This window comes from Clostridium sp. JN-9 (assembly GCF_004103695.1).
Lineage (GTDB): Bacteria > Bacillota > Clostridia > Clostridiales > Clostridiaceae > JN-9.
The window spans coordinates 1,259,463-1,282,555 of the sequence record NZ_CP035280.1; the positions used below are offsets into that span (position 1 = coordinate 1,259,463).

The window sequence follows — 23,093 nt, forward strand, 5'->3', positions numbered from 1 at the left end:
GTAGAGAAATTAATATTATAGGAGATACGATGTATCAAAAGTATTCGCAGAAATTACATAGCGTATTATAAGAAATAAAGTAAAAAGGAGAAACTTTCAATGGAAAATATTAAAAGCGAAAACAAAAACGGGACTTCCTTAGTAAATATCATAAGTTCCGCAATCCAAATCCCAGGTATAAAGGTAAATAGAGATTTCTTTTTGCGTGAACAATTTAATGATGTATCGCCTGAACTTTTGCAATTAATTATCGAAAAGGGACCCGTTGAAGCAAAATGCTCCAGAATCGAATTGCGAAAAATGGCCCGTAAACTTGTACATAAAAAAACTTTATTTTCCACCGGCGCATCTTTTGCTGCCGGACTTCCCGGTGGTTTTGCGATGGCTGCTACAATACCTGCAGATATGATACAGTTTTATGGAGTTGCATTGGGATTGGCACAAGAAATCTCCTACTTATATGGTGAAGGAGATTTATGGTCTGGTGACATTCCGAATACCGAGGAGGTTACAAACCAGCTGATATTATATTGTGGTGTTATGCTGGGAGCATCGGGTGCTGCTCAAACTGTAAGGGTGCTTTCATCCTCTTTGGCTAAGCAGGCGCTTAAGAAACTTCCCCAGAAAGCGTTGACAAAGACATTTTACTATCCCATTGTTAAATCTATCGCCAAGGCATTTGGTGCAAAAATGACGAAAGAAGCCTTTGCTAAAGGTATTTCAAAAGCCGTTCCTCTTATTGGAGGCGTGGTTTCGGGTGGAATCACATTTGCTACGCTTCCTCCCATGGGAATGCGCCTTGTAGATGCTTTAGATGAAGCCAATTTCGTATACTCTCATGATGATTTTGAAGCGGATTGGAGTGATATTGCAGAAGTATATGAAAATGAGGAAGAATACGCTTCTCAACCTCTTGATTCAGAAATTGTTACAGAGGTAAGCAAAACTGCATCCAGTTCTGTATTGGAGAAAATTCAGGAAGCAAAGAAAATGCTTGACGCAGGAATTATCAGCGATGTGGAGTTTTCCGAAATCAAAGCTAAGTTGATTGCACAGATGTAAGACCATGGCTGTATTTTCACACTACACCAATAGAGTTCCAATTTGTACATAACTATGAAAAAAGTCCTTTTTATACTATGTTTATGTATTATAATTATTATAAAAGCGCCATACATAACATATGCACATGAAATCACAGATAATATTAAACTTATGCAAGATACTAATTTTACAGCACCAACAAATTCTAAAGAAGAATTGTACCAAGATGTTTTCTTTTCAATGCTTACTCCATATATTGAAGAAGCTGTAAACAGTTACTATGGTAGAAATTTGTCAGTATATACACCTGAAGAAGTCTTCAACGTTGAGAGGCCAAACGGTGGCCGAACATTTTATTTTGTGATAAAGGTTCGAGTAATGCCATTTGAGGGCCCTCATAATTTTGTAGGTGTTGATGATATCACATTAAGCGTCTCCGGTAAAGACATTAAAGTTGAGAAATATGAGCATATACGTTCAAATTAAAAAATACCTTACCCCTGAGGGAAAACTTCAAAAAAACAATTTGTGGAAGGTGAAATATTATGTTATTTAATAGAAAAAAATCTTATGAGGATGTAGTACCTGCATTAGATCCTAAAAAATTAATAATGCTGGCAAAAAAATTATTACCTGATGTTGTATTTAATATGGCAAGTCTTGAAGGAAACCCATTTACTTATCCTGAAGTACAGACCTTGCTTGATGGAATTACTATAGGCGGGCATAAAGTAAGTGATGAGCAGCAGATATTTAATATCCGTAATAGTTGGAATTACTTGTTTGATGTAATAGTTAAGAATGAGACATCTATTGATATTAGCAAGTTTAATAAATTCAATGACATAATTGCTAAAGATGAAGCTTTGATTAGTGGTACATTTAGAAATGGTCAGGTTAGAATAGCAGGTACTGAATTTCTTCCACCAAGGGCAGAAGAATTAGAATGTATTTTTAAAAAAGAATTGCCAGAAATAATAAAAAGATGTAAAAGTAAATCCGATTTAGCTTTTGAAATATTTCTGTGGGGAGCTTTGAATCAATTTTATTATGATGGAAATAAAAGAACTTTCAGATTAGTATCTAATATGATTTTAATTTCAAATGGACAAGGAATATTTAACATAAAAGCAAAAGATAAATTGCAGTTTAATACCCTAATGGTTGAGTTTTACAATACAAGGGAAGCTGATAATATATTTGAGTTTTTATATAATAGCTGTTTGGAAAGATATTAAGATGAACATTTTACCCCCGGGGGTAAGATTTATATAAATTAACAAATAAAAAACGCAGCATTTTTAAAAAAAATATGTTGCGTTTTTTAAGTTAGTGGTATATCATGTTATTATTGGTAAAATTGGGGTGAATTAAATGAAAAAATATATTTTTAAGTATAAATCATTATTTATCACAAATATAATAATTATAATTTTTTCTTCTGCTTCTGAAGTATATATATCAGTACTTTTAAAAGACATTATTGATACAACGAGCAGTGGTGATTTTTCGAAACTCTATAGTAAAATAGTACAAAGTTTATTATTTATTATAGCAGTTTTCATTATAGGTTATACTAGAAGATTAATTCAATCCATATATACAAAAAAGACATTACTATATTTAAAAGATGATATTTTTAAATATATAATGAACAAAAGTATTAAATCTTTTAATGAAGTTAATAGCTCCCAATATATATCAACATTAACTAATGATATAAATATGATTAAAGAAGAACATATAGAAAACATTTTTAATATTATTTTTGATCTAGTTGGCTTTATAGTAGCTATTATAATAATTGTACAAATTAATGTTTATATAGCTTTAATTATTCTAGCTGTAAGTTTCTTACCTTTATTAATTCCCGTTATTTTCGGTAAAAAAATGAGTAATTTGAAAAAATCATATTCTGATGAACTTGGGTTTTTTACTACAAAAATTAAAGATATTTTCTCAGGCTTTGAAGTAATAAAAAGTTTTAATATTTCAAATGTCATAAAACAAGAGTATGAACACTCTAATACTGCATTAGAAAAGTCTAGATATAAATCCGATGTTACTAATAGCTTAATTAGTGAGATATCTCAAAATTGTGGCTTCCTAGTTTATTTTGTAATATTAGGAGTAGGATCATACTTTATCATAAAAAAGATGTTAACATTTGGCTCACTATATGCCATAATTGATTTGATGGGTAGTATAGTAAACCCTGCAATAAATATTTCATCTAGAATTAGTAAAATTAAATCAGTGGCACTTATAGAAGATAAAATAATGAAGCTGATAAATGAGAAAAGTACTAATGACGCTGGTTTAGTAAAGAGTGATTTTACTGATAGTATTTCATTTGAAAATGTAAGTTTTTCCTATGATTCAACTAAGAAAGTATTGAATGGTATAAATTTAAATATTAAAAAAGGTTGTAAATATGCTTTAGTTGGTAGTAGCGGGTGTGGAAAATCAACATTGCTAAAACTATTATTAAGATATTATGATAATTATGAAGGAACTATAAAAATAGATGGAGTAGATAATAAGCTAATTAAATTAGATAGTATACACAACTTGATATCAATCATACACCAAAATGTATTTATGTTTGAAGGAAGTATTAAACAAAATATAACCGGATTGGCCCCTTTATTTTGGACAAAATCTTACCAAAGCTACGAATATCTTAATATTTTAAAATTATTTATCAAAACTTCCATCCGACTATAAATGAATTGCCATACTTTCAATTTCTTTCCCCATATTCTGTATATAAAACTCATTTGGAGTTTTGTATTTAAGGCTTGAGTGAAGCCTCCTAGTGTTGTATCTTTTCATAAACCTTGCTACTTCTGCATATGCATCCTTGTAACTATCAAATTCATATATACCTATGCATTCATCTTCAAAGATCCTGTGGAAAGACTCAATATGAGCATTTTTATTGGGAGTTCTGCTCGGAATCCTTTCATGATAAATGTTTATATCTTTACAGCTTTCTTCAAATATATTACTGATAAACTGTGGGCCATTATCAGTCCTAATGACTGGCTTGCCTTCACTGTCAAGCAGATCTCTCCTAATCAGGCAGCGTCTTATTAAGCTTGCTGCATCTGAGCCTGTACATCTATAGCCCATGTAATAATCGATTATGGATCTATCAAAAACATCTATTACTGACAATACAAAGAAAAACTTATCTTCACCAATAATATAACCATATTTGATGTCTGCCTCCCAGAGTTCGTTTGACTTTTTAACTATCCTATTGACTGATATTGAGCTTTTAACATGAGGCTTGATAACTCTTTGTTTCTTGAGTATATTGAGTTCTTTACACAGCCTGTACACCTTCTTGTGATTAATAATCAGGTTGTATTCTTTCATCAAATCGTGGGTAATTTTATGATAGCCATAGAAGAAAGCATCACCTTGGATTAGCTCCATAATGTTGTCTTTAATCTCTTCATCACATATCTTTTTACCACTTGTTGTAATAGAATATCCTACAATAGGTCTTCCAACATTCTCTGGCTTCACCTTAACTTTATTTTCACTTGAGACATGATAGTAATATGTAGATCGGCTTAAACCAGCGTATTTCAGCACTAACGTTATTTTATAACCTTGCCTTATATAATGCCTGGCTACCTGAAATCTATCATCTATAGAAAGCTCTTTTTTTTTAATAAGTCCTTTAAAATTGCTATTTCAAGGTCTTTTTCACCAAGCGTTTTTTTCAATAAATCATTTTCTTTTTCCATTTCTTTATTAGAATTAATTGAATTAAAGTTACTTGATTTTGGGCCCCTGGCAAAGCCAGCTTTAGCAGCATCCTTTTTCTTTTTTACCCATGTATTAATGGTTGTAGATGGTATATTATGATTTCTTGCAACCAACGTCATGTTACCCGTTTCGCCTACTTCTTTTAACACCTGCTCCTTAATCTCTTTTGAATAACAGCTACCTTTCATTAATTCTTCCTCCTTAAGCTTCTAATATTATTTTAGCTAAAGGTTCGTAGATTGTCCAAATCAATTAAGGGGCTTAAGAGAATATTTTTCAAACCATTCAAATCAAAATCACTTAAGCAGCGCCTAACGGCATCAATGTGAATCATTTTAGCGTTTTTAGGTAATACTTTTTTAAATTTACCTTTTTTAAGCCAATGCTCTAACCTGTTGAAACTTCTTATTTGAAGCATAAATCCAAACAAAACTACAAAGGTGATTGTTGAAATTTTTGCTGGAGATTTTATCTTTTTATCCTCTAAGGTATTGATTTTTTCACCTATATCGTATACTTTATTAATATAGGTGAGAATTTGTTTTAAATAACTTTTATTCATCTTAAGGCATCCTTTCTATTGTGTTGTGCAAAACTATTATAAAAAGGATGCTTTTATTATGCAAATTTTTTTTATAATTTCCAGTAGAAATCGGATTTTACAATGTTTTTATTAAATACTAGCAAATCAATATAAATCAGCGGGCTGCGCCCTAAAACTTTTTTAGGTGCTAAACTTCTGTTTATTGATAGTCACAGTAAAAATTTATATGGCGCAGCCATTGGTTATTTAGTAATATTATACCTTTCTTGTTTTGGGTAAACTTGCCCGTTACTTTTTGGATTCATTTTCCACAATTACATAACTACAGTATTTCGGCAAAAAAATCAAAGGTCGATAGACCATTTAATATATAACTTGTTCTAGTCTTTTTCCCCTGTCCATATATTATACTGCTTTGCATACTTTCATTATACTTTCTAGCTTTTTTCTGTTCTTTTAGAAGAGCTTTAACCTCATTATTTATAGTTATTTTTGACTCGTTTAACTGCTCTTTGATAACTTTATTTATATTTATGAAGTCTACGACTTTGCCATTTCTCAATATATCTTTAAGTTTTGCTCTTAAATCGCCAGAATGCTTTAGACAAAGTATCTTACTCATATTATTAGCTCCTTGTATAGACCATGCTGTTCCATTATCTTTCATCCTTGAAGCTATAACATTTCTTATGCTGCTTTCCATGGTACCTAATCCTTTATATTCGACTCCGTCAGGGGGCGATGGCAAAACAATTTCTTTTCTATCCTCATATCTTGTGAGTGCATCAAAATTATTATTGTAGTAACTATATACTTCTTCTAATTCTTTTTTCCTTTTTTCATCCTCTTCTGAAGCTATAAATTCTTTAAGTTTTTCTAAAACTTTATCACATCTTTTTTTCCTTAGAAGCTTTTTTATTATTTTTCTAGATTCATCACTTTTTATCTTGCGACTTGCCTTCTGAAATATATGAAATAAATCTAGCTGATATATCTTTTGTATATTATTTTCCGTTTCTGCACTAATCCAAGAGGCTCCGTCACCGTTAAGAATAGTGTATTGAATTTTATCTTCGTTATAGATTTCAGCGATACCGCTATTAACTATGTTATCGAAGATCTCTCCTTCTTCATATCCTGAAAAGTATATAGTTCCTGTTGTTCGATAGCTACCGCTATCTTTAACCCAACCTTCATAAACCTTAGCTACTTTAATCTCCTGTTTGTGCTTCTTTCCCTGTATTCTCAAGTAGGCCCCGTCTTTTTCTTCAAAGAGTATATCTACTTCTTTTTTACCTTTAAGTTTTCCTTTTATATACTTTGCAACTCTTTCATTCTCAATCTTACGTATTAAATCACCTAAATAATCTACTTTATTCTTAATAGTTTGATGGCTTATTTTACTTAAAGTTGATTCCTCAATCTTAGCTGCACTTTTTCTATAAGAACTATCAACTGCACTATCAATCATTCTTTCAATAAGATTTTCACTAGTCCTTCCTACTAAATTTAAATCTAAGACTTTGTCCAAAAGAAAAACTCCCTTTTGAGCATACCTATCAATATAATATCTTCTACTAAAAGTTAAATCTCCCATTGTTGTTTGAATTGTTTTTTCTGTTTTAAATTTATACCTATATTTTTTCTTATCTCTACTTTCAGATAACACTTCGTCTAATTTTTCCAACATACTTTTAATAGCTGCTAAACCTGCTTCGCAGACTATCCCAAAAATTTCTTTCTCTATATCATTGAAATTCAACTTCAATTCGTCTAAAATTATATCATTCATATTAAAACTCCCTTCTATATTTGTTGTGGTAAATAAATTATATAAGGTCTTTAATATGAATAAAAGGCCTACCGGCATGGTATTTGCTGGTGGCCTTTCCTTATTTTTTGCCCAAAAATATTTTACTTACTCTTATTGATACATAGTATCTTTAATGATACTGTAAAATGAAAGTAATGGTAAATACAATAGAAAGTCTTATAATTAAGCAACCAATTTATATACAATTTTCATAATTGTAAAAATAGATTGCTAAGTTTTGACTTTTTGAAAGGAGATTTCTACAATTAATAGAATTATATATTGTGGTAATTTTGTACTTATTTAAATTTGAGGGGGATTAAAAGTGAAAAAATTTAAAGTGATAGTTGTATTTCTATTAATTTCTACATTTACAATAGGAATATATGGATGTGGGATAAAATCACCTACTAATACAGTTAAAGACTATCTAGAAGAAATAAAAGAAGGAGAAAATGGAGATTTCTCAAACTTAGTGAATAAAACATTAAGTAGTAACAAAGAAAACACAGTAAAAGAAACGACTAAAGATGAAACAAATAAAAAATTGATAGATTCAATGAAAAAAATGACATATACTATAAATTCAGAGAAGACAAATGGAAATAATGCTACAGTTAATGTGAAGATCAATGGACCAGACGTTGAAAGTGTGATTGTAGATTTTATGCAAAAGGCTATAACTATGTCGCTTACTCAAGGTTTATCTGAAAATAAACCTAATAATGAAGAAACAGATAAATTATATGAAAACTTATTTGCAAATTGCATGAATAATGTTAAATACACAGATAGAACAGGAGATATTTCTCTTACTAAAACAGATGGCAAGTGGAAAATAAATAGTACTGATTCATTGGCTAAACTGCTTATGAATATAGATAGTGCACTGCTTAATTCAAAAACCGATGCAAGCAAAACCAATAGTAATCAAATAAAGGAAATGACTTTGAATACTCCATTTAATGTTGATACTGAGATTGGAAGATATAACCTCACAATTGAAGGGGCAACATTGACAGATAAGAGAAATGAATTTACTGATAAAAAAGTTAATAAAGTTGTAATTTTAAATTACTCTTATACAAACGAAAGTTTTGGAAAGAACGATGGAACAGATTTGTATATTGATGAAAATGCATTTCAGGTTTTAGATGATGAAGGAAATGTATTAGATACGTATCCAGTGTATGATGACAATAGAAAAGCACAAAATACACCTGTTGGTGGTAAAAGCAAAGGGAGCATCGCATATGGACTAACAACAGACAGTAAAAATTTAAATGTTACCTTTATTAGGGGAAACAATAAGGTTTCAAAAATTACAATACCAATTAAATAATTAAATAATAAGATTAAGACTAATGCTTAAACAAGTTTTAGCCTTAATCCCTTTGATATTCAATCTAAAACCACCTGCGTGCTGATAAATGGAGAAGTTGTGTTTAAAAGGCAGTCCTAAATTTATTTTCATCATTGACATATATCTAACACTATATAATAATATAACGTATAATATAAATGAGGTGTTAATATGGAAGAAGGCAAAACACTAGAACTTTTGAGTAAAATATATGGCGAAATGCAAAATGGTTTTAATTCTTTAAATAATAAAATAGATAAAAACACTTTATTGTTAGAGAATTTAACAACAAAGGTTGAAACTATTGCCGAAGTACAAAAATCTCACATGGAGCAGAATATCAATTAAATAAGGAAGGCAGTTGTATACTTTGTAACTGCCTCCATATAGTGACGAAACATAAAAAGCATTGATATAAACAGCATCAATGCTTTTTTTATTAGCAACAAAGCTTATTTCAATCTTCGTAAGGCACCTGACCCCTGTAGCCATTTTTAAACCTTCACCATATCATATTATGAATCTTTAAATTAAAAGGAGTCCTAATGTACAATTACGGTTTTAGAAATAATATGATGAATTTAGGTATTGTTTCCTTTGTAAAGGGAGATGTAAATGGTGATGGTATACCGGATAATGTTTATTTAACTGGAACAAGGACAGCAAACAGCCCTTTTACTGAAAATATAACTCTTATAATACAAGATGGAAGAACGGGCAGGTTCTTTGTGGTGCCTCTTAGGGAAAATTCAGGTTATGATCCTGCATTATTTCTTGGGGATTTTACAGGTGATGGCAGCTCTGATATTTTAATAAGCATTGCAACAGGCGGCAGTGGAGGGATAATGTACCACTATATTTATTCTTTTATTAACAATACTGCAAAGCTTATTTTTGACTTTAATGTATATAATGAAAAGTACACATATGATGTTACTTATAAAGACTTCTACAAGGTTCAGCTGCTTAGTAAGGAAAACAGGCAAAGCTACATTATAGATATATCACAAAGAGATTCCCAGTATTTAAATGAAATATATGATGAAAACGGAAAGCTGAAAAGCCCAATAAGTGGTTTTGTTAATCCTTTAAGTGGTTTATATCCAGTGGATTTTGACTACAATGGAGTGTATGAGCTTTTGGCGTATCAAAAAATAGCTGGAAGGTATGATGCTGATGGCCTTGGCTATGTTTTAAATACTTTAAAATGGAAAAATGATATGTTTGTACTGGATAATCAGAACGTGGCTATTTGGGGTTCTACAGTTAAGAGTTCAGAGTTAAAAGTTTTAAGTTAATGTGGTTTTGCCGGGGGCAAAACTTTAAACTTGGCCATGTTTTGCTAAAGCAAAACATGGCTAATTTATATGAAAGAATAATGTTGTAACGAAATAGGATTTTGATAGTCTTATATATGAAAGGTGGTGAGAAAGTGACGGAATTTGAAGAAATATACTCCGAATATTTTAAGGATGTATATAAATATGTGTTATGTCTTTCTAAAAATGAAAGTATTGCAGAGGATATAACACAAGAAACATTTTTTAAAGCGTTAAAAAATATTGACAGCTTTAAAGGAAATTGTAAGATGAGTGTGTGGCTATGTCAAATTGCTAAAAATTTATATTTTTCATATTTAAAGAAAGAACAAAATAATTTCGAAAGAGTCGAAGATATAGTCGATGTTTTTGACATTGGTTTTGAACAAATATTAATTGATGATGAAAGTGCATTTGAAATTCATAAATTACTCCATAATTTAGAAGAACCCTATAAAGAAGTATTTACATTGCGTTTTTTTGGAGATTTATCATTTTTAAAAATAGCTGAATTGTTTGGAAAGACAGAAAGCTGGGCAAGAGTCACTTATCATCGTGCAAGAATAAAATTAAAGGAGAGGTTGATATGAGATTATCATGTGAAGTTATTAGAGATTTGTTACCATTGTATTACGATAAAGTTTGCAGCAAAGAAAGTTCTTCATTAATTGAAGAGCATTTAGCAGAATGTCCAAAGTGCGCGAATGAATTGCAAAAACTTAAAATGAATCTAGAAAATCCAACTATTTCAGATGGGGAGATAAAAGTAATGAAAAATATTTCATCAAGATGGAAAAGGGATAAGAAGGTTTCATTTACAAAAGGTTCAATGTTAGTTTCGGCTTTAGCAGCTGTGATTTGTTTTATTGCCTATAATGTTATAGGTGCGAAAGTTTTGCCAGATGGAACATTGGTTGAGCCATTTGCACTTATACCAATGGGATATTTATTTGTTTTGGTGTTTATCATTTCATTAATATGCAACTTGGTATTTTCAAGGAAGTACAAAATTAAGACAAAATAAAAATTATTTATAAAAGAGATTTATTTTACTGTATGTATTTTGTTATAATTATGGTAAAAACAAAGGTAGGTGTAGCAGTATGTATGCTAAGAATATACATTATACAGAAGATGATTTTGAAAATATTCAGGCAAATTATAATGGTAAAGCTGAATATAGTAACGGATATGTTGTATTATCATCTAATACATCCATTAAACATAATAAAATAATATCAAGATTAAATTTTAAATTAATGACCTTTCTTGATAAAAGCAACTGTGATGTATATACAGAATCCATTGAAGTGATTTTTAGAAATAATGAAGAAGTGTATAAGTATAAACCAGATGTATTTGTAATGTGTGAAAAATCTACAAGGCAAGGTGAAAGCTTTACATCAGCTCCAAAAATTGTATTTGAGGTTATTTCTAAAAGCACCGCAGCTCATGATTATATAACAAAGTTAGATGTTTACCAAAGATTTGGTGTTCTTGAATATAATATAGTTGAACAAGAAGGATACATAGTACAATATTCATTAATAGATAATCAGTATAAAATAACAAATGTTTTTAAGAATAATGATAACTATATAAGCACGGCTTTTCCAGATATGTCTATAAATCTAGAAGATATATTTAAGTTCTAGGATTGATTCTTTGCTTCAAAATAGTAATTTGTAAAGGAAAACAATATGCATAAAAGTGTAATTCACATATACGGAGCATCAGGTTCAGGAACGTCTACATTAGGTATATTTATATCAGAACAACTTGGATATACTTTTATGGATACAGATGATTATTTCTGGTTGCCAACGAATCCAAAATACACAAAAAAAAGAGAAAGAACAGAGCGGCTTCAAATGATGAAGAAAGATATTTTACATTCAGATAAAGTTGTTATTTCTGGTTCACTTGTGGATTGGGGAGATGATTTAAAATATAATTTAGAACTTATAAAAAATGCCCTTATGTCAAAGTAATAAGATTTCAATTTAAGGTTGAGTATAATAAATGGTAATTTGAAAGGGATACATTATGGATAAAAATCAGCAATGATTACAGTGGGCCATAGAATTACAAAGTCTTGCACAGGCAGGTCTTACATATTCTGTAATGAAAGCGGATACCAGACACCGAAACTTGATACTCGTGCATCTATTTTTGAAAATGGAAAGATTCTTCTTGTTCGAGAGAATAATGGAAAATGGTCACTTCCAGGTGGTTGGTGTGATGTAAATGTGTCAGTTGGCGAAAATACAGTAAAAGAGGTAAAGGAAGAATCGGGTTTGGATGTGGTTGCAGACAGAATATTGAAACAACAGAATATGGTTATTTCGAAGAGGATAATCTACCAGAGCTTGCAACAGAGAAGAATAATGAGGAACAAATTAAAATGTGTTTTGATGCATACCATACAGATGAATGGAAAACGTTATTTGATTAACAAATTGAAATTTGAAATGGAGAATAGTTTAAAGGAATTAAAGGACAACTTTAATTCACTGATGCAAAAGGCTTTTAAAGAAGAATTATTTAATTAAGGATGGTGATTTTATGAAATGGGAAGAGGTTAGAAAAATATATCCTAATAAATTTGTAAAACTTCAAATATTAAAGTTTCATTTAAAAGGTAATATTAAAATTATAGATGATATGGCTGTAATTAAGGTTATTGATGATAATAAAAGTGCAACAAAGGAACTTGTAAATTCTAAGGAAGGTACAATTGTCTATCATACAGCAAATGAAAATATAAGCATTGAAGTTAAAAATATAAGGGCATATAGAGGTAGAATATAATGAAACTGGAGTATAAAGAGGGATTATTATTTACATCAATAGGAATTTCATATAAAGGAAGATCTAAAATAATTAATAATGTAGTTGTTGATACAGGTGCATCAGGATCTATTATTTCGCCTGATGCGGTAGATGACATTGGAATATATGCTGAATTAAATGACAAAATTATGGAGTATTATGGTGTTGGAGGTAGTACACATAATGCATTCGTTAAAAACATAGAAGAAATAAAAATTGGAAATGAAAGTATAAATGGTATACAAATAGATTTTGGATTAATAGATCAAAGTGGAAAGATAAATGGATTAATAGGATTAGATGTGCTTATTGAGATTGGAGCTGTCATTGATTTGGGTAATTTCTCTTAAGCCCCTTAATTGATTTGGACAATCTACGAACCTTTAGCTAAAATAATATTAGAAGCTTAAGGAGGAAGAATTAATGAAAGGTAGCTGTTATTCAAAAGAGATTAAGGAGCAGGTGTTAAAAGAAGTAGGCGAAACGGGTAACATGACGTTGGTTGCAAGAAATCATAATATACCATCTACAACCATTAATACATGGGTAAAAAAGAAAAAGGATGCTGCTAAAGCTGGCTTTGCCAGGGGCCCAAAATCAAGTAACTTTAATTCAATTAATTCTAATAAAGAAATGGAAAAAGAAAATGATTTATTGAAAAAAACGCTTGGTGAAAAAGACCTTGAAATAGCAATTTTAAAGGACTTATTAAAAAAAAAGAGCTTTCTATAGATGATAGATTTCAGGTAGCCAGGCATTATATAAGGCAAGGTTATAAAATAACGTTAGTGCTGAAATACGCTGGTTTAAGCCGATCTACATATTACTATCATGTCTCAAGTGAAAATAAAGTTAAGGTGAAGCCAGAGAATGTTGGAAGACCTATTGTAGGATATTCTATTACAACAAGTGGTAAAAAGATATGTGATGAAGAGATTAAAGACAACATTATGGAGCTAATCCAAGGTGATGCTTTCTTCTATGGCTATCATAAAATTACCCACGATTTGATGAAAGAATACAACCTGATTATTAATCACAAGAAGGTGTACAGGCTGTGTAAAGAACTCAATATACTCAAGAAACAAAGAGTTATCAAGCCTCATGTTAAAAGCTCAATATCAGTCAATAGGATAGTTAAAAAGTCAAACGAACTCTGGGAGGCAGACATCAAATATGGTTATATTATTGGTGAAGATAAGTTTTTCTTTGTATTGTCAGTAATAGATGTTTTTGATAGATCCATAATCGATTATTACATGGGCTATAGATGTACAGGCTCAGATGCAGCAAGCTTAATAAGACGCTGCCTGATTAGGAGAGATCTGCTTGACAGTGAAGGCAAGCCAGTCATTAGGACTGATAATGGCCCACAGTTTATCAGTAATATATTTGAAGAAAGCTGTAAAGATATAAACATTTATCATGAAAGGATTCCGAGCAGAACTCCCAATAAAAATGCTCATATTGAGTCTTTCCACAGGATCTTTGAAGATGAATGCATAGGTATATATGAATTTGATAGTTACAAGGATGCATATGCAGAAGTAGCAAGGTTTATGAAAAGATACAACACTAGGAGGCTTCACTCAAGCCTTAAATACAAAACTCCAAATGAGTTTTATATACAGAATATGGGGAAAGAAATTGAAAGTATGGCAATTCATTTATAGTCGGATGGAAGTTTTGATAAATAATTTTAAAATATTAAGATATTCGTAGCTTTGGTAAGATTTTGTCCAAAATAAAGGGGCCAATCCGGATTTGGGTAATTTAACTATAGAAATTAATAATATAAAATAAATAAACATTTTACCCACGGGGGCGATGTCATTTAATAACAAGTTTGACATGAAGCTAAAGCCATGTGAATTGAAGAGGTGAAAATGGATATAAAATGATAAGAAAAGCAGAAATAAAAGATTGCATTTACAGTTAGATGGTATAAGTGGTAAAGGTAGTAATTTGTTAGAGGAATTATATATAATGTAAGGAGAAAGAAAATGACTGAAATACAAATGTGGAATGAATATATTAAAATTAATAAGAATGCTAAAAATTACGAAGCATGGTCATTTGGTGGAAATACACCTGACATGCCAGATTTATTGGCTGAATTAGTATTAAGGGGGATTAAAACTGCAACAGCTAGTGCGTATCCTTGTTATGTTGCGGAAAATGCTCCATTACCACCAGTTGGAGGATATAATTTGATATTAAATACAAAAGGTGAAGCTGTTTGTATAACGGAAACGATAAAAGTATATACAATACCTTTCAACCAAGTGAAGGAGGAACATGCATATAAAGAAGGTGAGTTTGATCGCACGCTTACATCTTGGAGAAAATGTCATTCTGAAATTTTTACTATGGAACTAAAAGAGATTGGTCAAGAGTTTACAGAAGATATGCTTGTGGTTTGTGAAGAATTTAAGGTTGTATATCCAATAATATGAGTATAACTAGTAGTTTTTAGTTTCAATTTATCGGGGGGATAGATCTGATTAGACTTACAGAACCAAGTAAAAAATACTTGAAATCATATATTGAAGCATATGATGAATATAAGGATAACCACGTCACAACATATGCATTTGATGATGCAAGGGCCTATGATATATTTGTGAAATATGTTAATTACAAAAATGAGCGTAATCTGCGACCCAATAGGGTTGGTGCGGATTATTTTTGGTTAGTTGATGATAACAAAGACTTCTTTATAGGCGAAATCAGCATTAGACATAATCTCACAGATGCACTGCTGCGATATGGTGGTCATATATGATACGGTATTCGCTATTCTGAATGGAATAAAGGCTATGGAGCTTTTATGCTTAAACTAGCATTAGAAAAAGCAAGGGAAATGGGTATTTCAAAAGTTCTAATCACTTGTGATGATGATAACCTTGCTTCTGCTAAAGTAATGGAAAAGAATGATATGGTACTCCAAGATAAAGTAGAAAACATTATAGATGGACAAAAAATAATAACAAGAAGATATTGGAAGACCTTGTAGGCAGCACAAATAGGGAATTTTAGCGCTGAGGTAACATAATTTTATCTCCAGTCATGTGGTATCTTTCTCATACTGCGCCATAGCGGTAGAAAAAATACGAAATAATGATTAGTTATATTATAAGAATTAAGGAGGGTATTATGGACTATAATGACAAGAAGCAATGCAAACATAAGTACATCGTAGGTTATTCATTCAGATTACCTCAACCATTTTTTCGCAGCCTGCCTTGTGATAACTGCGGCTGCAGTATAAGGCTAAGTCTGCTTTGGCGGATTGTTTATTGGTGTGTAGATATTATTGGTTATATATTTGCTTTTGGAATATCAACATCCATTCATATAAAATTTCTTGGAAATACATTTTTTATTTCGCTCTTTGTCTTTTTATTACTCATTTGGATTGTTCACCTTATGATTAGACTCATTTTCAAGTATGGCAGATGGGTTGAAGTGTACAAAAAATAACCTTTAATTATAAACATAAGCGAGGGAAAGTTTTAAATTGGGACATAAAGCAATTTATTCATCAGATCAATTTAACTGCTGTTGAATGGTACTTTAAATGTGAATATGACGGAGAAATTAGCGAATTTGATGGGGTATCATTAATTGAATTTAATAACGATAACTACATTATAAATTTAAAAGAATTTCAATCCAAAATACCACATTACTGCCCATACAAATAAAATAAGATATTATAATTAATTCGTTGAAAGGGGAACATTATGGATAAAAATGAGCAATGGTTACAGTGGGCGATAGAATTACAAAGTCTTGCACAAGCAGGTCTTACATATGGGAAGGATGTTTATGATAAGGAACGGTATGAGCGTATTAGAGAAATATCAGCAGAAATTGTATCTCATATGTCGGATATTCCTTTAAGAACGGTAAAAGACATTTTCTGTAATGAAAGTGGATACCAGACACCGAAACTTGATACTCGTGCATCTATTTTTGAAAATGGAAAGATTCTTCTTGTTCGAGAGAATAATGGAAAATGGTCACTTCCAGGTGGTTGGTGTGATGTAAATGTGTCAGTTGGCGAAAATACAGTAAAAGAGGTAAGAGAAGAATCGGGTTTGGATGTGGTTGCAGACAGAATTATTGCAGTTCAGGATAGAGCAAAGCACAATCTTCCTGTCTATGCATATGGTATTTGCAAAGTATTTGTGCAATGTTCTGTAATTGGCGGACAGTTTGAACAGAATATTGAAACAACAGAATATGGTTATTTCGAAGAGGATAATCTACCAGAGCTTGCAACAGAGAAGAATAATGAGGAACAAATTAAAATGTGTTTTGATGCATACCATACAGATGAATGGAAAACGCTATTTGATTAACAAACTTCCAATTTTTAGAGCTGAGGTAACATAATTTATCTTCAGTCATGTGGTATCTTTCTCATACTGCACCACAGTGGTAGGATTTTACGAACATTATTTAATCAAATAAGAGGAATTGCAATGAATAAACCCTAATATATATTGGGAATTTTAAGGTGGAAGAAGAATGAGAATATTTCAAACATGTTTTTTTATAATTGAAATAATATTCTATTTAATATTAGGACTTATAATCGCATTGGATTTTAATTTATTTTTTAATACTAAAAAAAGAACTACGAAAGGAAAGCTTGAATATATTCATTTAGAAAATATCTCTGAAAGAAAAAGATTGAAAGTAAGAAATGTTAGTCCATGGAAAGTTATCTGGTTTGTAATTGTTATGGGTATAACAATTTATTTTATTAAACCGTATTTTCTTGATATTCCACAATTAGTAACTGGAAAATTAAATTATGTAACTGGGAAAGTACAAGAAACAAAACATTATAGCAAAGACCCAATAGAGTATGTTTTTCTATCTACTGGAGAAGAAGTTGAATTTTTCTTTTCATCAGGAGTTAGCAAAAATAATTTTTATAAAATTGGATACCTAACTCATACTAAGAGAGCGATTTATTGCGGGCAATTCAGTATAACCAGTAGTAATAATAAGGTTGTAGGTTTTCCTTTTAAAGATATATTAGGATTCTTGGCTATACTTGGTGCAATATTCTTTTTAATATTTATTTCACCATATGTGAAATGGAAATTGTTCATACCAGTAAATATAATTTCCATTCCGACATTTATATATTACTTTATAAAATATAGGGTTGATAATGGTATTTGGTTTTCAGTTAAAAATAATGGATTTTTGGGCTTGATGTTTTGTTTAGTATTTATATTATTAACATTTTTTATGCATTTTATTGAAAAGAGGAGATCTGATGATTTCTATAGAACTTATGTCTTTGCCCAATTATTTTCAATTTGCGAGTTAGGCTTTCTTATATGTTTAGTATTTAATTTGGATTAAATTTTAATTGTTTTGAACTATTCTTATTTTGCGTTACAATCGTAATTCAGTACGGCATATGAAGGATGTAAAACAACTCAATAATAGTAATTTATGGAGGAGACTTACAAAGAGAATATCTATAAATAACAGATGGTCCTTTTAAAAGTTAGGAGGGTTTATGAAAACTGTAGTTTATTTTGTTAGACATGCTGAACCAGATTATTCTATTCACGATGATGCTATTAGACCTTTAACAGATAGGGGTAAAAAGGATGCATTAAAAGTTGCAGCTTATTTTAAGGATAAAGGCATAGAAGCTGCATTGTCAAGTCCATACAAAAGAGCAATAGATACAATAAAACCATTTATTGACACAAATAATATGAATGTTGAATTAGTTGAGGATTTTAGAGAAAGAAAAGTTGATAGCTGCTGGATAGACGATTTTCATGAATTTTCTCAAAAGCAGTGGGAGGACTTTAATTACAAACTATCAGATGGAGAATGCTTACATGAGGTGCAAGAACGAAATGTAAAAGCATTGGAAAAGGTTTTAAGGAAGTTTTATGGGAAAAATATAGTTATAGGAACACATGGAACTGCACTGAGTACAATTATAAATTATTATGAATCCTCCTATGGATATAAAGATTTTGATGAAATAAGGTCACTTATGCCATGGATAGTAAAGCTTACCTTTGATGAAATGATATGTGTTAAAATTGAGAAGATAAATATATTACAAATATAATAATATAGTTGTACAAGCCCCAAATTAAGGTTAAGTATTATATTTCACAGAAACTAAATGGAGGGTTGATTATGTACCATGAACATGCTAGAAACTTTATTTATAAGAATGCTAGACCACTTGATATAGGAAGATGGAAATACCTGTTTGAAAATGGGAGCAAGGAAGATATTCTGACAGCATTAATTGCATACCAAAATGAGGATGGAGGCTTTGGAAATGCACTTGAGCCAGATTGTTGGAATCCTAATTCATCTCCAGTGCAAACGTGGGTTGCCACGGAAATCATTAAAGAGATAAATCTGAAGGATAAAAACCATCCAATTATACAAGGAATACTGAATTACTTGTCTTCGGGAAAGGATTTTGATGGACATACATGGTTAAATACAGTGACTGCTAATAATGATTATCCTCATGCACCATGGTGGAATTTCGAGCCTTCTCAGGAAACATCATATAATCCTACAGCATGCCTTATTGGTTTTATATTGAAATTTGAAGATAAAAATAGCAAATTTTTTGAATTGGCCTGTGTCCTTGCTAAAGAAGCATACAGTTATTTTAAGTTGCATTTTCCTATGGAATCTATGCACACTGTTTCTTGCTTTGTTGAATTGTATGAGTATATAAAAGAAAGCTCAATGAATGATCTTTTGGATATAAAGGAATTCAGTGCTTTACTACACGAGCAGATTAAACATGTTATTACATACGACACATCAAAGTGGACAATTGATTACGTATGTAAACCATCTTTATTCATAGGCACTAAAACAAGTGATTTCTATATGGATAATAAAGAAATCTGTGATTATGAATGTGAGTTTATTTTAAATACTCAAGAATCAGATGGTACATGGGGCATTACATGGTCATGGACAGATTATCCTGAACAATGGAACATTAGCAAGAATTGGTGGAAATCAGATTTGATTATAAAAAATCTACGATATATTAAAGCAATCAACAGCTAAATTACAATTTTTAGAGCTGAGGTAACATAATTTTATCTTCAATCATGTCATATCTTTCTCAATTTGCGACGGATTGGTTAGAAGTGGCAAATTAAAGATTATTATATTTTAAATGGGTGATACAATGGAAATTCAAGAATTATTAGATAAAATGGTTGGGTATAGTTGTCATATTTTTGAGAATAATCTTGTAGGGATATATCTACATGGGTCAATGGCTATGAGATGTTTTAATCCTACAAAAAGTGATATAGATATCTTAGTTGTAGTAGAAAATGAAATTACGAACCTACAAAAGAAAATGTTTATGGATGTTATTGTGGCTTTGAATGATAATGCACCATCCAAAGGAATAGAAATGAGTGTAGTCAGAAGTAAGCATTGTAAAAACTTTGTTTATCCAACACCGTTTGATTTACATTTTTCAAATATGCACTTAACTTGGTATAAGAGCAATCCTATTGAATATGTTAAAAAAATGAATGGAATTGACCGTGATTTAGCAGCTCATTTTGTTATTATTAAGAATCGGGGCATTGTATTATATGGAAAAGAAATTAGTAATGTTTTTGGAGATATACCATCAGAAACATATTTGGATAGCATTAAGAATGATATTATAAACTCAGAAGATGAAGTAATAGATAGTAACTATTCAGCTATTAAAATAATTTAAATTTACTGTTATTATTAATTTATTGAAAAAAAGCCTTCCATTTATCATTATTTTTTGGTATCATAAAGCCTGTCTTGCAAAAACTAATGATAAGGTGGTGACACATCGTGAGTGAAGGCCAAATCATCGAGATTTACAATCAAGGTGTATCTCAGGTTATAGGTGTTATTAAAGAATTATCAAATCAAATTAAAGAACTACAATCTCAAGTAGAAACACTTTCTAAAGAGAATAAGGCTCTAAACGAGCGTGTAAAATCATTAGAAAGCCAAGTCAACAAAAACAGTAGTAATAGCAGTAAACCTCCATCGTCAGATGGCTTTAAAAAGAAGACTAAAAGTTTAAGAACAAAATCAGGTAAAAAACCTGGCGGTCAAAGGGGTCATGAGGGAACAACATTGTGTTTACATGATACTCCTGATGAAATTGAAATTCACAATGTTGAATTCTGTACTGAATGCGGAGCATCCCTAAAGGATGTACCTCCTGAAAGATATATTGTTCGTCAAATTATAGATATACCAGATGTAAAAGTTAAAATTGTAGAGCATAGAGCAGAAGTTAAAATATGTCCTCATTGTAAAAGTAAAAATACAGCTGCTTTCCCAGAAGAAATAAAGAATACAGTTCAATATGGAGAACGCCTAAAAGCGATAGCTGTTTACTTAACTCAATATCAGTTGATTCCGTATAAACGTGCTGTTGAACTCATTGAGGATTTATTTAACCATCATTTAAGTCAAGGTAGTATGGTAACCTTCAATCAAGACTGTCATGATAATTTACAAGCTATAACAAATAGGATTAGAAATAGCCTTACCTCATCTACAGGAGCAGTTCATTTTGATGAAACTGGTATTTATATAGATAAAAAACGCCAGTGGCTTCATGTTGCTTCTAATAAAAATCTTACATATTATGAATGCCATGAAAAGCGTGGTAAAAAGGCTATTGATGATATTACAATACTTCCAAACTTTACTGGGACGGCAGTCCATGATGGTTTTAAAACTTATTTTAAGTATACTAACTGCAATCATGCTCTATGTAATGCTCATATATTAAGAGAACTTAATGGTATAACTGAATTACAAGGTCAAAACTGGGCAAAGCCAATGAAAAATCTATTGTTAGATATAAAAAAAGAAGTAGATTTAGCTAATAACAAACAAAATGCTTTACCTTTAGATAAAATTCAGGATTTTGAATCTAAGTATGATAAAATACTTAAAGCTGGCATTGACGAAGACTATGCTAAAAACATTGAATTATATTCTAAAAAGAAGGTAAAGAAAAGTGCCAGTCTTAATTTACTCAATAGATTAAATGGCTATAAGGAACAAATACTTGCTTTCATGTATGACTTTGATATACCTTTTGATAATAACTTAGCAGAACGTGATTTACGTATGGCTAAAGTTAAGCAAAAGATTTCAGGCACCTTTAGAAGTTCTGCTGGAGCTAACGCTTTTACTAGAATCCGTGGATATGTATCTACTGTAAGAAAACAAGGCAAAAATGCCTTGGATTGCATAAAATCAACATTTACAGTGAATCAATTTGATCCAACTTTGACGTAAAAGCTCCGCTTAAAAAGGAACGAAGTACCTCTTTTTGGTGAACCTAAAATTAATATTAACACCTTACTGTCAGATGCATAAGAATTTGAAAGTAAGGTGCTTTTTTATATACTTTTTAGGGTAACTGAATAGTTACAATAGATAATGCTACTTATATTATTTTGAACTTATGTAGAGTTTTGGCATATGTGCAAGATGGACTGGTACTTTCTAAAAAGGAAGGTGGAGAATGGGGTCTAAAAAATATTCATAGGAAATATCAGGGGTTAATAAAAGAAGCACTTGTGTGCTATACCTCGGACCAAAATATGATACCGAATGCTTCACTTGCAGTGGAATACTGTAAATATATGAAAAACAACATAGGATTATAAGAATAATTACAAGGATAATTTATTTCGCAATCTTCAAATAAAGCGTTGCATCAGTATGAAATTGTGAACTAAAACTGTATGAAGGTGAGAATATGAAAGAAGAAATAAAGGAAATAATTAAACCATATAAAGAAAGCTATATACGGGAGATGAGAAAGAATATAGGACATGATCCTCTGATGACTACTGCTTGTGGGGTTATAATTGAAAATTCAAAGGGTGAAATTTTATTGCAACAAAGGAAAGATAATGGGAAGTGGGGCCTTCCTGGGGGTGCTATGGAGATAGGAGAGAAATACATTGATGCTGCTAAAAGGGAAGTATTTGAAGAAGTAGGTATTGAAGTAGAAAATTTATACCTTTTTGGGATATATTCTGGCGAAGATAGAATAATTGTTTATCCCAATAATGATATTTGCTGTGTTACAAGCATCATATTTAAAACAACTGAATATAAGGGTAAGATTCTACAAGAAACAGATGAAACCTTAAGGCATATTTTCTTTAATCGGGATACTTTACCTGATGAAATTAATGAATTTGATAAGAGGTATATTAAAGATTGGAAAAGAAACATTGCAGAAATAATTATAGGCTAATGTGAAGTCAAGTTAATTCGCATCATTCTTATTGTGACATATGAAATGTGTTAAAAAATTTTCTAAAC

30 protein-coding genes and 1 pseudogene are annotated in these 23,093 nt (G+C 30.8%); 27 read left to right on the forward strand and 4 right to left on the reverse strand.

Annotated features, from left to right (window positions below; translation table 11 throughout):
- Nucleotides 1-99 precede the first annotated feature (99 nt).
- The 4 genes from EQM05_RS06005 (at nt 100) to EQM05_RS06020 (ending at nt 3,771) form a co-directional block, all read left to right on the forward strand.
- Nucleotides 100-1,062: a bacteriochlorophyll 4-vinyl reductase gene (locus EQM05_RS06005; protein ID WP_128749195.1), complete on the forward strand. Its 963-nt coding sequence runs from the start codon at nt 100-102 to the stop codon at nt 1,060-1,062.
- A 153-nt stretch (nt 1,063-1,215) separates the two neighbouring features.
- Entirely contained in the window at nt 1,216-1,530 is a 315-nt protein-coding gene (locus EQM05_RS06010) for a DUF3888 domain-containing protein (protein WP_164917218.1), read from the forward strand.
- A 59-nt stretch (nt 1,531-1,589) separates the two neighbouring features.
- Nucleotides 1,590-2,282, forward strand: coding sequence for a filamentation induced by cAMP protein fic (locus EQM05_RS06015; protein ID WP_128749197.1), 693 nt, complete (start codon nt 1,590-1,592; stop codon nt 2,280-2,282).
- A gap of 136 nt (nt 2,283-2,418) precedes the next feature.
- Complete coding sequence (locus EQM05_RS06020; protein ID WP_128749198.1) at nt 2,419-3,771, forward strand: ABC transporter ATP-binding protein; 1,353 nt, start codon at nt 2,419-2,421, stop codon at nt 3,769-3,771.
- On the opposite strand, the gene EQM05_RS06025 is transcribed toward EQM05_RS06020, so the two are convergent.
- The 4 genes from EQM05_RS06025 to EQM05_RS06040 all read right to left on the reverse strand — a co-directional run bounded on the left by EQM05_RS06025 (nt 3,766) and on the right by EQM05_RS06040 (nt 7,163).
- Entirely contained in the window at nt 3,766-4,731 is a 966-nt protein-coding gene (locus EQM05_RS06025) for an IS3 family transposase (RefSeq protein ID WP_128749199.1), read from the reverse strand. The two genes, EQM05_RS06020 and EQM05_RS06025, sit on opposite strands and share 6 nt — an antisense overlap.
- The gene (locus EQM05_RS06030) at nt 4,707-5,015 is read right to left on the reverse strand and encodes a transposase (RefSeq protein ID WP_128749200.1); all 309 of its coding nucleotides are present in this window, start codon (nt 5,013-5,015) and stop codon (nt 4,707-4,709) included. Before EQM05_RS06030 ends, EQM05_RS06025 begins: the two co-directional genes overlap by 25 nt.
- Nucleotides 5,016-5,047: 32 nt before the next feature.
- A complete protein-coding gene (locus tag EQM05_RS06035) occupies nt 5,048-5,389 on the reverse strand; it encodes a hypothetical protein (RefSeq protein ID WP_243108135.1) in 342 nt (113 codons plus the stop codon).
- A 304-nt stretch (nt 5,390-5,693) separates the two neighbouring features.
- Nucleotides 5,694-7,163 carry an ISLre2 family transposase gene (locus EQM05_RS06040; RefSeq protein ID WP_164917219.1) on the reverse strand — a complete coding sequence of 490 codons (1,470 nt, stop codon included), beginning with the start codon at nt 7,161-7,163 and terminating at the stop codon, nt 5,694-5,696.
- Nucleotides 7,164-7,509: 346 nt separating this feature from the next.
- Here EQM05_RS06040 and EQM05_RS06045 point away from each other — a divergent pair, with 346 nt between their 5' ends.
- The 23 genes and pseudogenes from EQM05_RS06045 to EQM05_RS06155 all read left to right on the forward strand — a co-directional run bounded on the left by EQM05_RS06045 (nt 7,510) and on the right by EQM05_RS06155 (nt 23,025).
- Nucleotides 7,510-8,526 carry a DUF4878 domain-containing protein gene (locus EQM05_RS06045; RefSeq protein WP_128749202.1) on the forward strand — a complete coding sequence of 339 codons (1,017 nt, stop codon included), beginning with the start codon at nt 7,510-7,512 and terminating at the stop codon, nt 8,524-8,526.
- Between the two features lie 192 nt (nt 8,527-8,718).
- Entirely contained in the window at nt 8,719-8,895 is a 177-nt protein-coding gene (locus EQM05_RS15715) for a hypothetical protein (protein WP_164917220.1), read from the forward strand.
- A 197-nt stretch (nt 8,896-9,092) separates the two neighbouring features.
- Complete coding sequence (locus tag EQM05_RS06050) at nt 9,093-9,845, forward strand: VCBS repeat-containing protein (RefSeq protein ID WP_128749203.1); 753 nt, start codon at nt 9,093-9,095, stop codon at nt 9,843-9,845.
- 134 nt (nt 9,846-9,979) lie between these two features.
- Nucleotides 9,980-10,456 (forward strand): sigma-70 family RNA polymerase sigma factor, encoded by a 477-nt coding sequence (locus EQM05_RS06055; RefSeq protein WP_128749204.1) that lies wholly within the window; start codon nt 9,980-9,982, stop codon nt 10,454-10,456.
- Nucleotides 10,453-10,890, forward strand: coding sequence for a DUF3955 domain-containing protein (locus EQM05_RS06060; protein WP_128749205.1), 438 nt, complete (start codon nt 10,453-10,455; stop codon nt 10,888-10,890). Before EQM05_RS06055 ends, EQM05_RS06060 begins: the two co-directional genes overlap by 4 nt.
- 79 nt (nt 10,891-10,969) lie before the next feature.
- Nucleotides 10,970-11,521 carry a Uma2 family endonuclease gene (locus tag EQM05_RS06065; RefSeq protein WP_128749206.1) on the forward strand — a complete coding sequence of 184 codons (552 nt, stop codon included), beginning with the start codon at nt 10,970-10,972 and terminating at the stop codon, nt 11,519-11,521.
- Between the two features lie 45 nt (nt 11,522-11,566).
- Nucleotides 11,567-11,857, forward strand: coding sequence for a hypothetical protein (locus tag EQM05_RS06070; RefSeq protein WP_243108136.1), 291 nt, complete (start codon nt 11,567-11,569; stop codon nt 11,855-11,857).
- An 88-nt stretch (nt 11,858-11,945) separates the two neighbouring features.
- A pseudogene (locus tag EQM05_RS06075) lies at nt 11,946-12,321 on the forward strand (NUDIX domain-containing protein).
- Between the two features lie 110 nt (nt 12,322-12,431).
- Nucleotides 12,432-12,677: a hypothetical protein gene (locus EQM05_RS06080; RefSeq protein WP_128749207.1), complete on the forward strand. Its 246-nt coding sequence runs from the start codon at nt 12,432-12,434 to the stop codon at nt 12,675-12,677.
- Nucleotides 12,677-13,048 carry a retropepsin-like aspartic protease gene (locus EQM05_RS06085; RefSeq protein WP_128749208.1) on the forward strand — a complete coding sequence of 124 codons (372 nt, stop codon included), beginning with the start codon at nt 12,677-12,679 and terminating at the stop codon, nt 13,046-13,048. The genes EQM05_RS06080 and EQM05_RS06085 overlap by 1 nt, the downstream gene beginning before the upstream one ends.
- 73 nt (nt 13,049-13,121) lie before the next feature.
- On the forward strand, nt 13,122-13,430 hold the full coding sequence (locus EQM05_RS06090; protein ID WP_128749200.1) for a transposase: 309 nt from the start codon (nt 13,122-13,124) through the stop codon (nt 13,428-13,430).
- 47 nt (nt 13,431-13,477) lie between these two features.
- Nucleotides 13,478-14,371 (forward strand): IS3 family transposase, encoded by an 894-nt coding sequence (locus EQM05_RS06095; RefSeq protein ID WP_243108165.1) that lies wholly within the window; start codon nt 13,478-13,480, stop codon nt 14,369-14,371.
- A 330-nt stretch (nt 14,372-14,701) separates the two neighbouring features.
- Nucleotides 14,702-15,154 (forward strand): ASCH domain-containing protein, encoded by a 453-nt coding sequence (locus EQM05_RS06100; protein ID WP_128749209.1) that lies wholly within the window; start codon nt 14,702-14,704, stop codon nt 15,152-15,154.
- A gap of 77 nt (nt 15,155-15,231) precedes the next feature.
- The gene (locus EQM05_RS15960; RefSeq protein ID WP_205694175.1) at nt 15,232-15,483 is read left to right on the forward strand and encodes a hypothetical protein; all 252 of its coding nucleotides are present in this window, start codon (nt 15,232-15,234) and stop codon (nt 15,481-15,483) included.
- Between the two features lie 6 nt (nt 15,484-15,489).
- Entirely contained in the window at nt 15,490-15,714 is a 225-nt protein-coding gene (locus EQM05_RS15965) for a GNAT family N-acetyltransferase (RefSeq protein WP_279222131.1), read from the forward strand.
- A gap of 730 nt (nt 15,715-16,444) precedes the next feature.
- Nucleotides 16,445-17,065 carry an NUDIX hydrolase gene (locus EQM05_RS06120; protein ID WP_128749211.1) on the forward strand — a complete coding sequence of 207 codons (621 nt, stop codon included), beginning with the start codon at nt 16,445-16,447 and terminating at the stop codon, nt 17,063-17,065.
- A 169-nt stretch (nt 17,066-17,234) separates the two neighbouring features.
- The gene (locus EQM05_RS06125) at nt 17,235-18,086 is read left to right on the forward strand and encodes a hypothetical protein (RefSeq protein ID WP_128749212.1); all 852 of its coding nucleotides are present in this window, start codon (nt 17,235-17,237) and stop codon (nt 18,084-18,086) included.
- A gap of 160 nt (nt 18,087-18,246) precedes the next feature.
- The gene (locus EQM05_RS06130) at nt 18,247-18,819 is read left to right on the forward strand and encodes a histidine phosphatase family protein (RefSeq protein WP_128749213.1); all 573 of its coding nucleotides are present in this window, start codon (nt 18,247-18,249) and stop codon (nt 18,817-18,819) included.
- A 71-nt stretch (nt 18,820-18,890) separates the two neighbouring features.
- Nucleotides 18,891-19,796, forward strand: a complete 906-nt coding sequence (locus EQM05_RS06135) for a hypothetical protein (RefSeq protein WP_128749214.1) — start codon at nt 18,891-18,893, stop codon at nt 19,794-19,796.
- Nucleotides 19,797-19,908: 112 nt separating this feature from the next.
- Nucleotides 19,909-20,472 carry a nucleotidyltransferase domain-containing protein gene (locus EQM05_RS06140; RefSeq protein WP_128749215.1) on the forward strand — a complete coding sequence of 188 codons (564 nt, stop codon included), beginning with the start codon at nt 19,909-19,911 and terminating at the stop codon, nt 20,470-20,472.
- A 107-nt stretch (nt 20,473-20,579) separates the two neighbouring features.
- On the forward strand, nt 20,580-22,052 hold the full coding sequence (locus EQM05_RS06145) for an IS66 family transposase (RefSeq protein ID WP_128748030.1): 1,473 nt from the start codon (nt 20,580-20,582) through the stop codon (nt 22,050-22,052).
- A gap of 137 nt (nt 22,053-22,189) precedes the next feature.
- A complete protein-coding gene (locus tag EQM05_RS06150) occupies nt 22,190-22,426 on the forward strand; it encodes an aminoglycoside adenylyltransferase domain-containing protein (RefSeq protein ID WP_279222132.1) in 237 nt (78 codons plus the stop codon).
- 92 nt (nt 22,427-22,518) lie between these two features.
- On the forward strand, nt 22,519-23,025 hold the full coding sequence (locus EQM05_RS06155) for an NUDIX hydrolase (protein WP_128749217.1): 507 nt from the start codon (nt 22,519-22,521) through the stop codon (nt 23,023-23,025).
- The last annotated feature ends 68 nt before the right edge of the window (nt 23,026-23,093 follow it).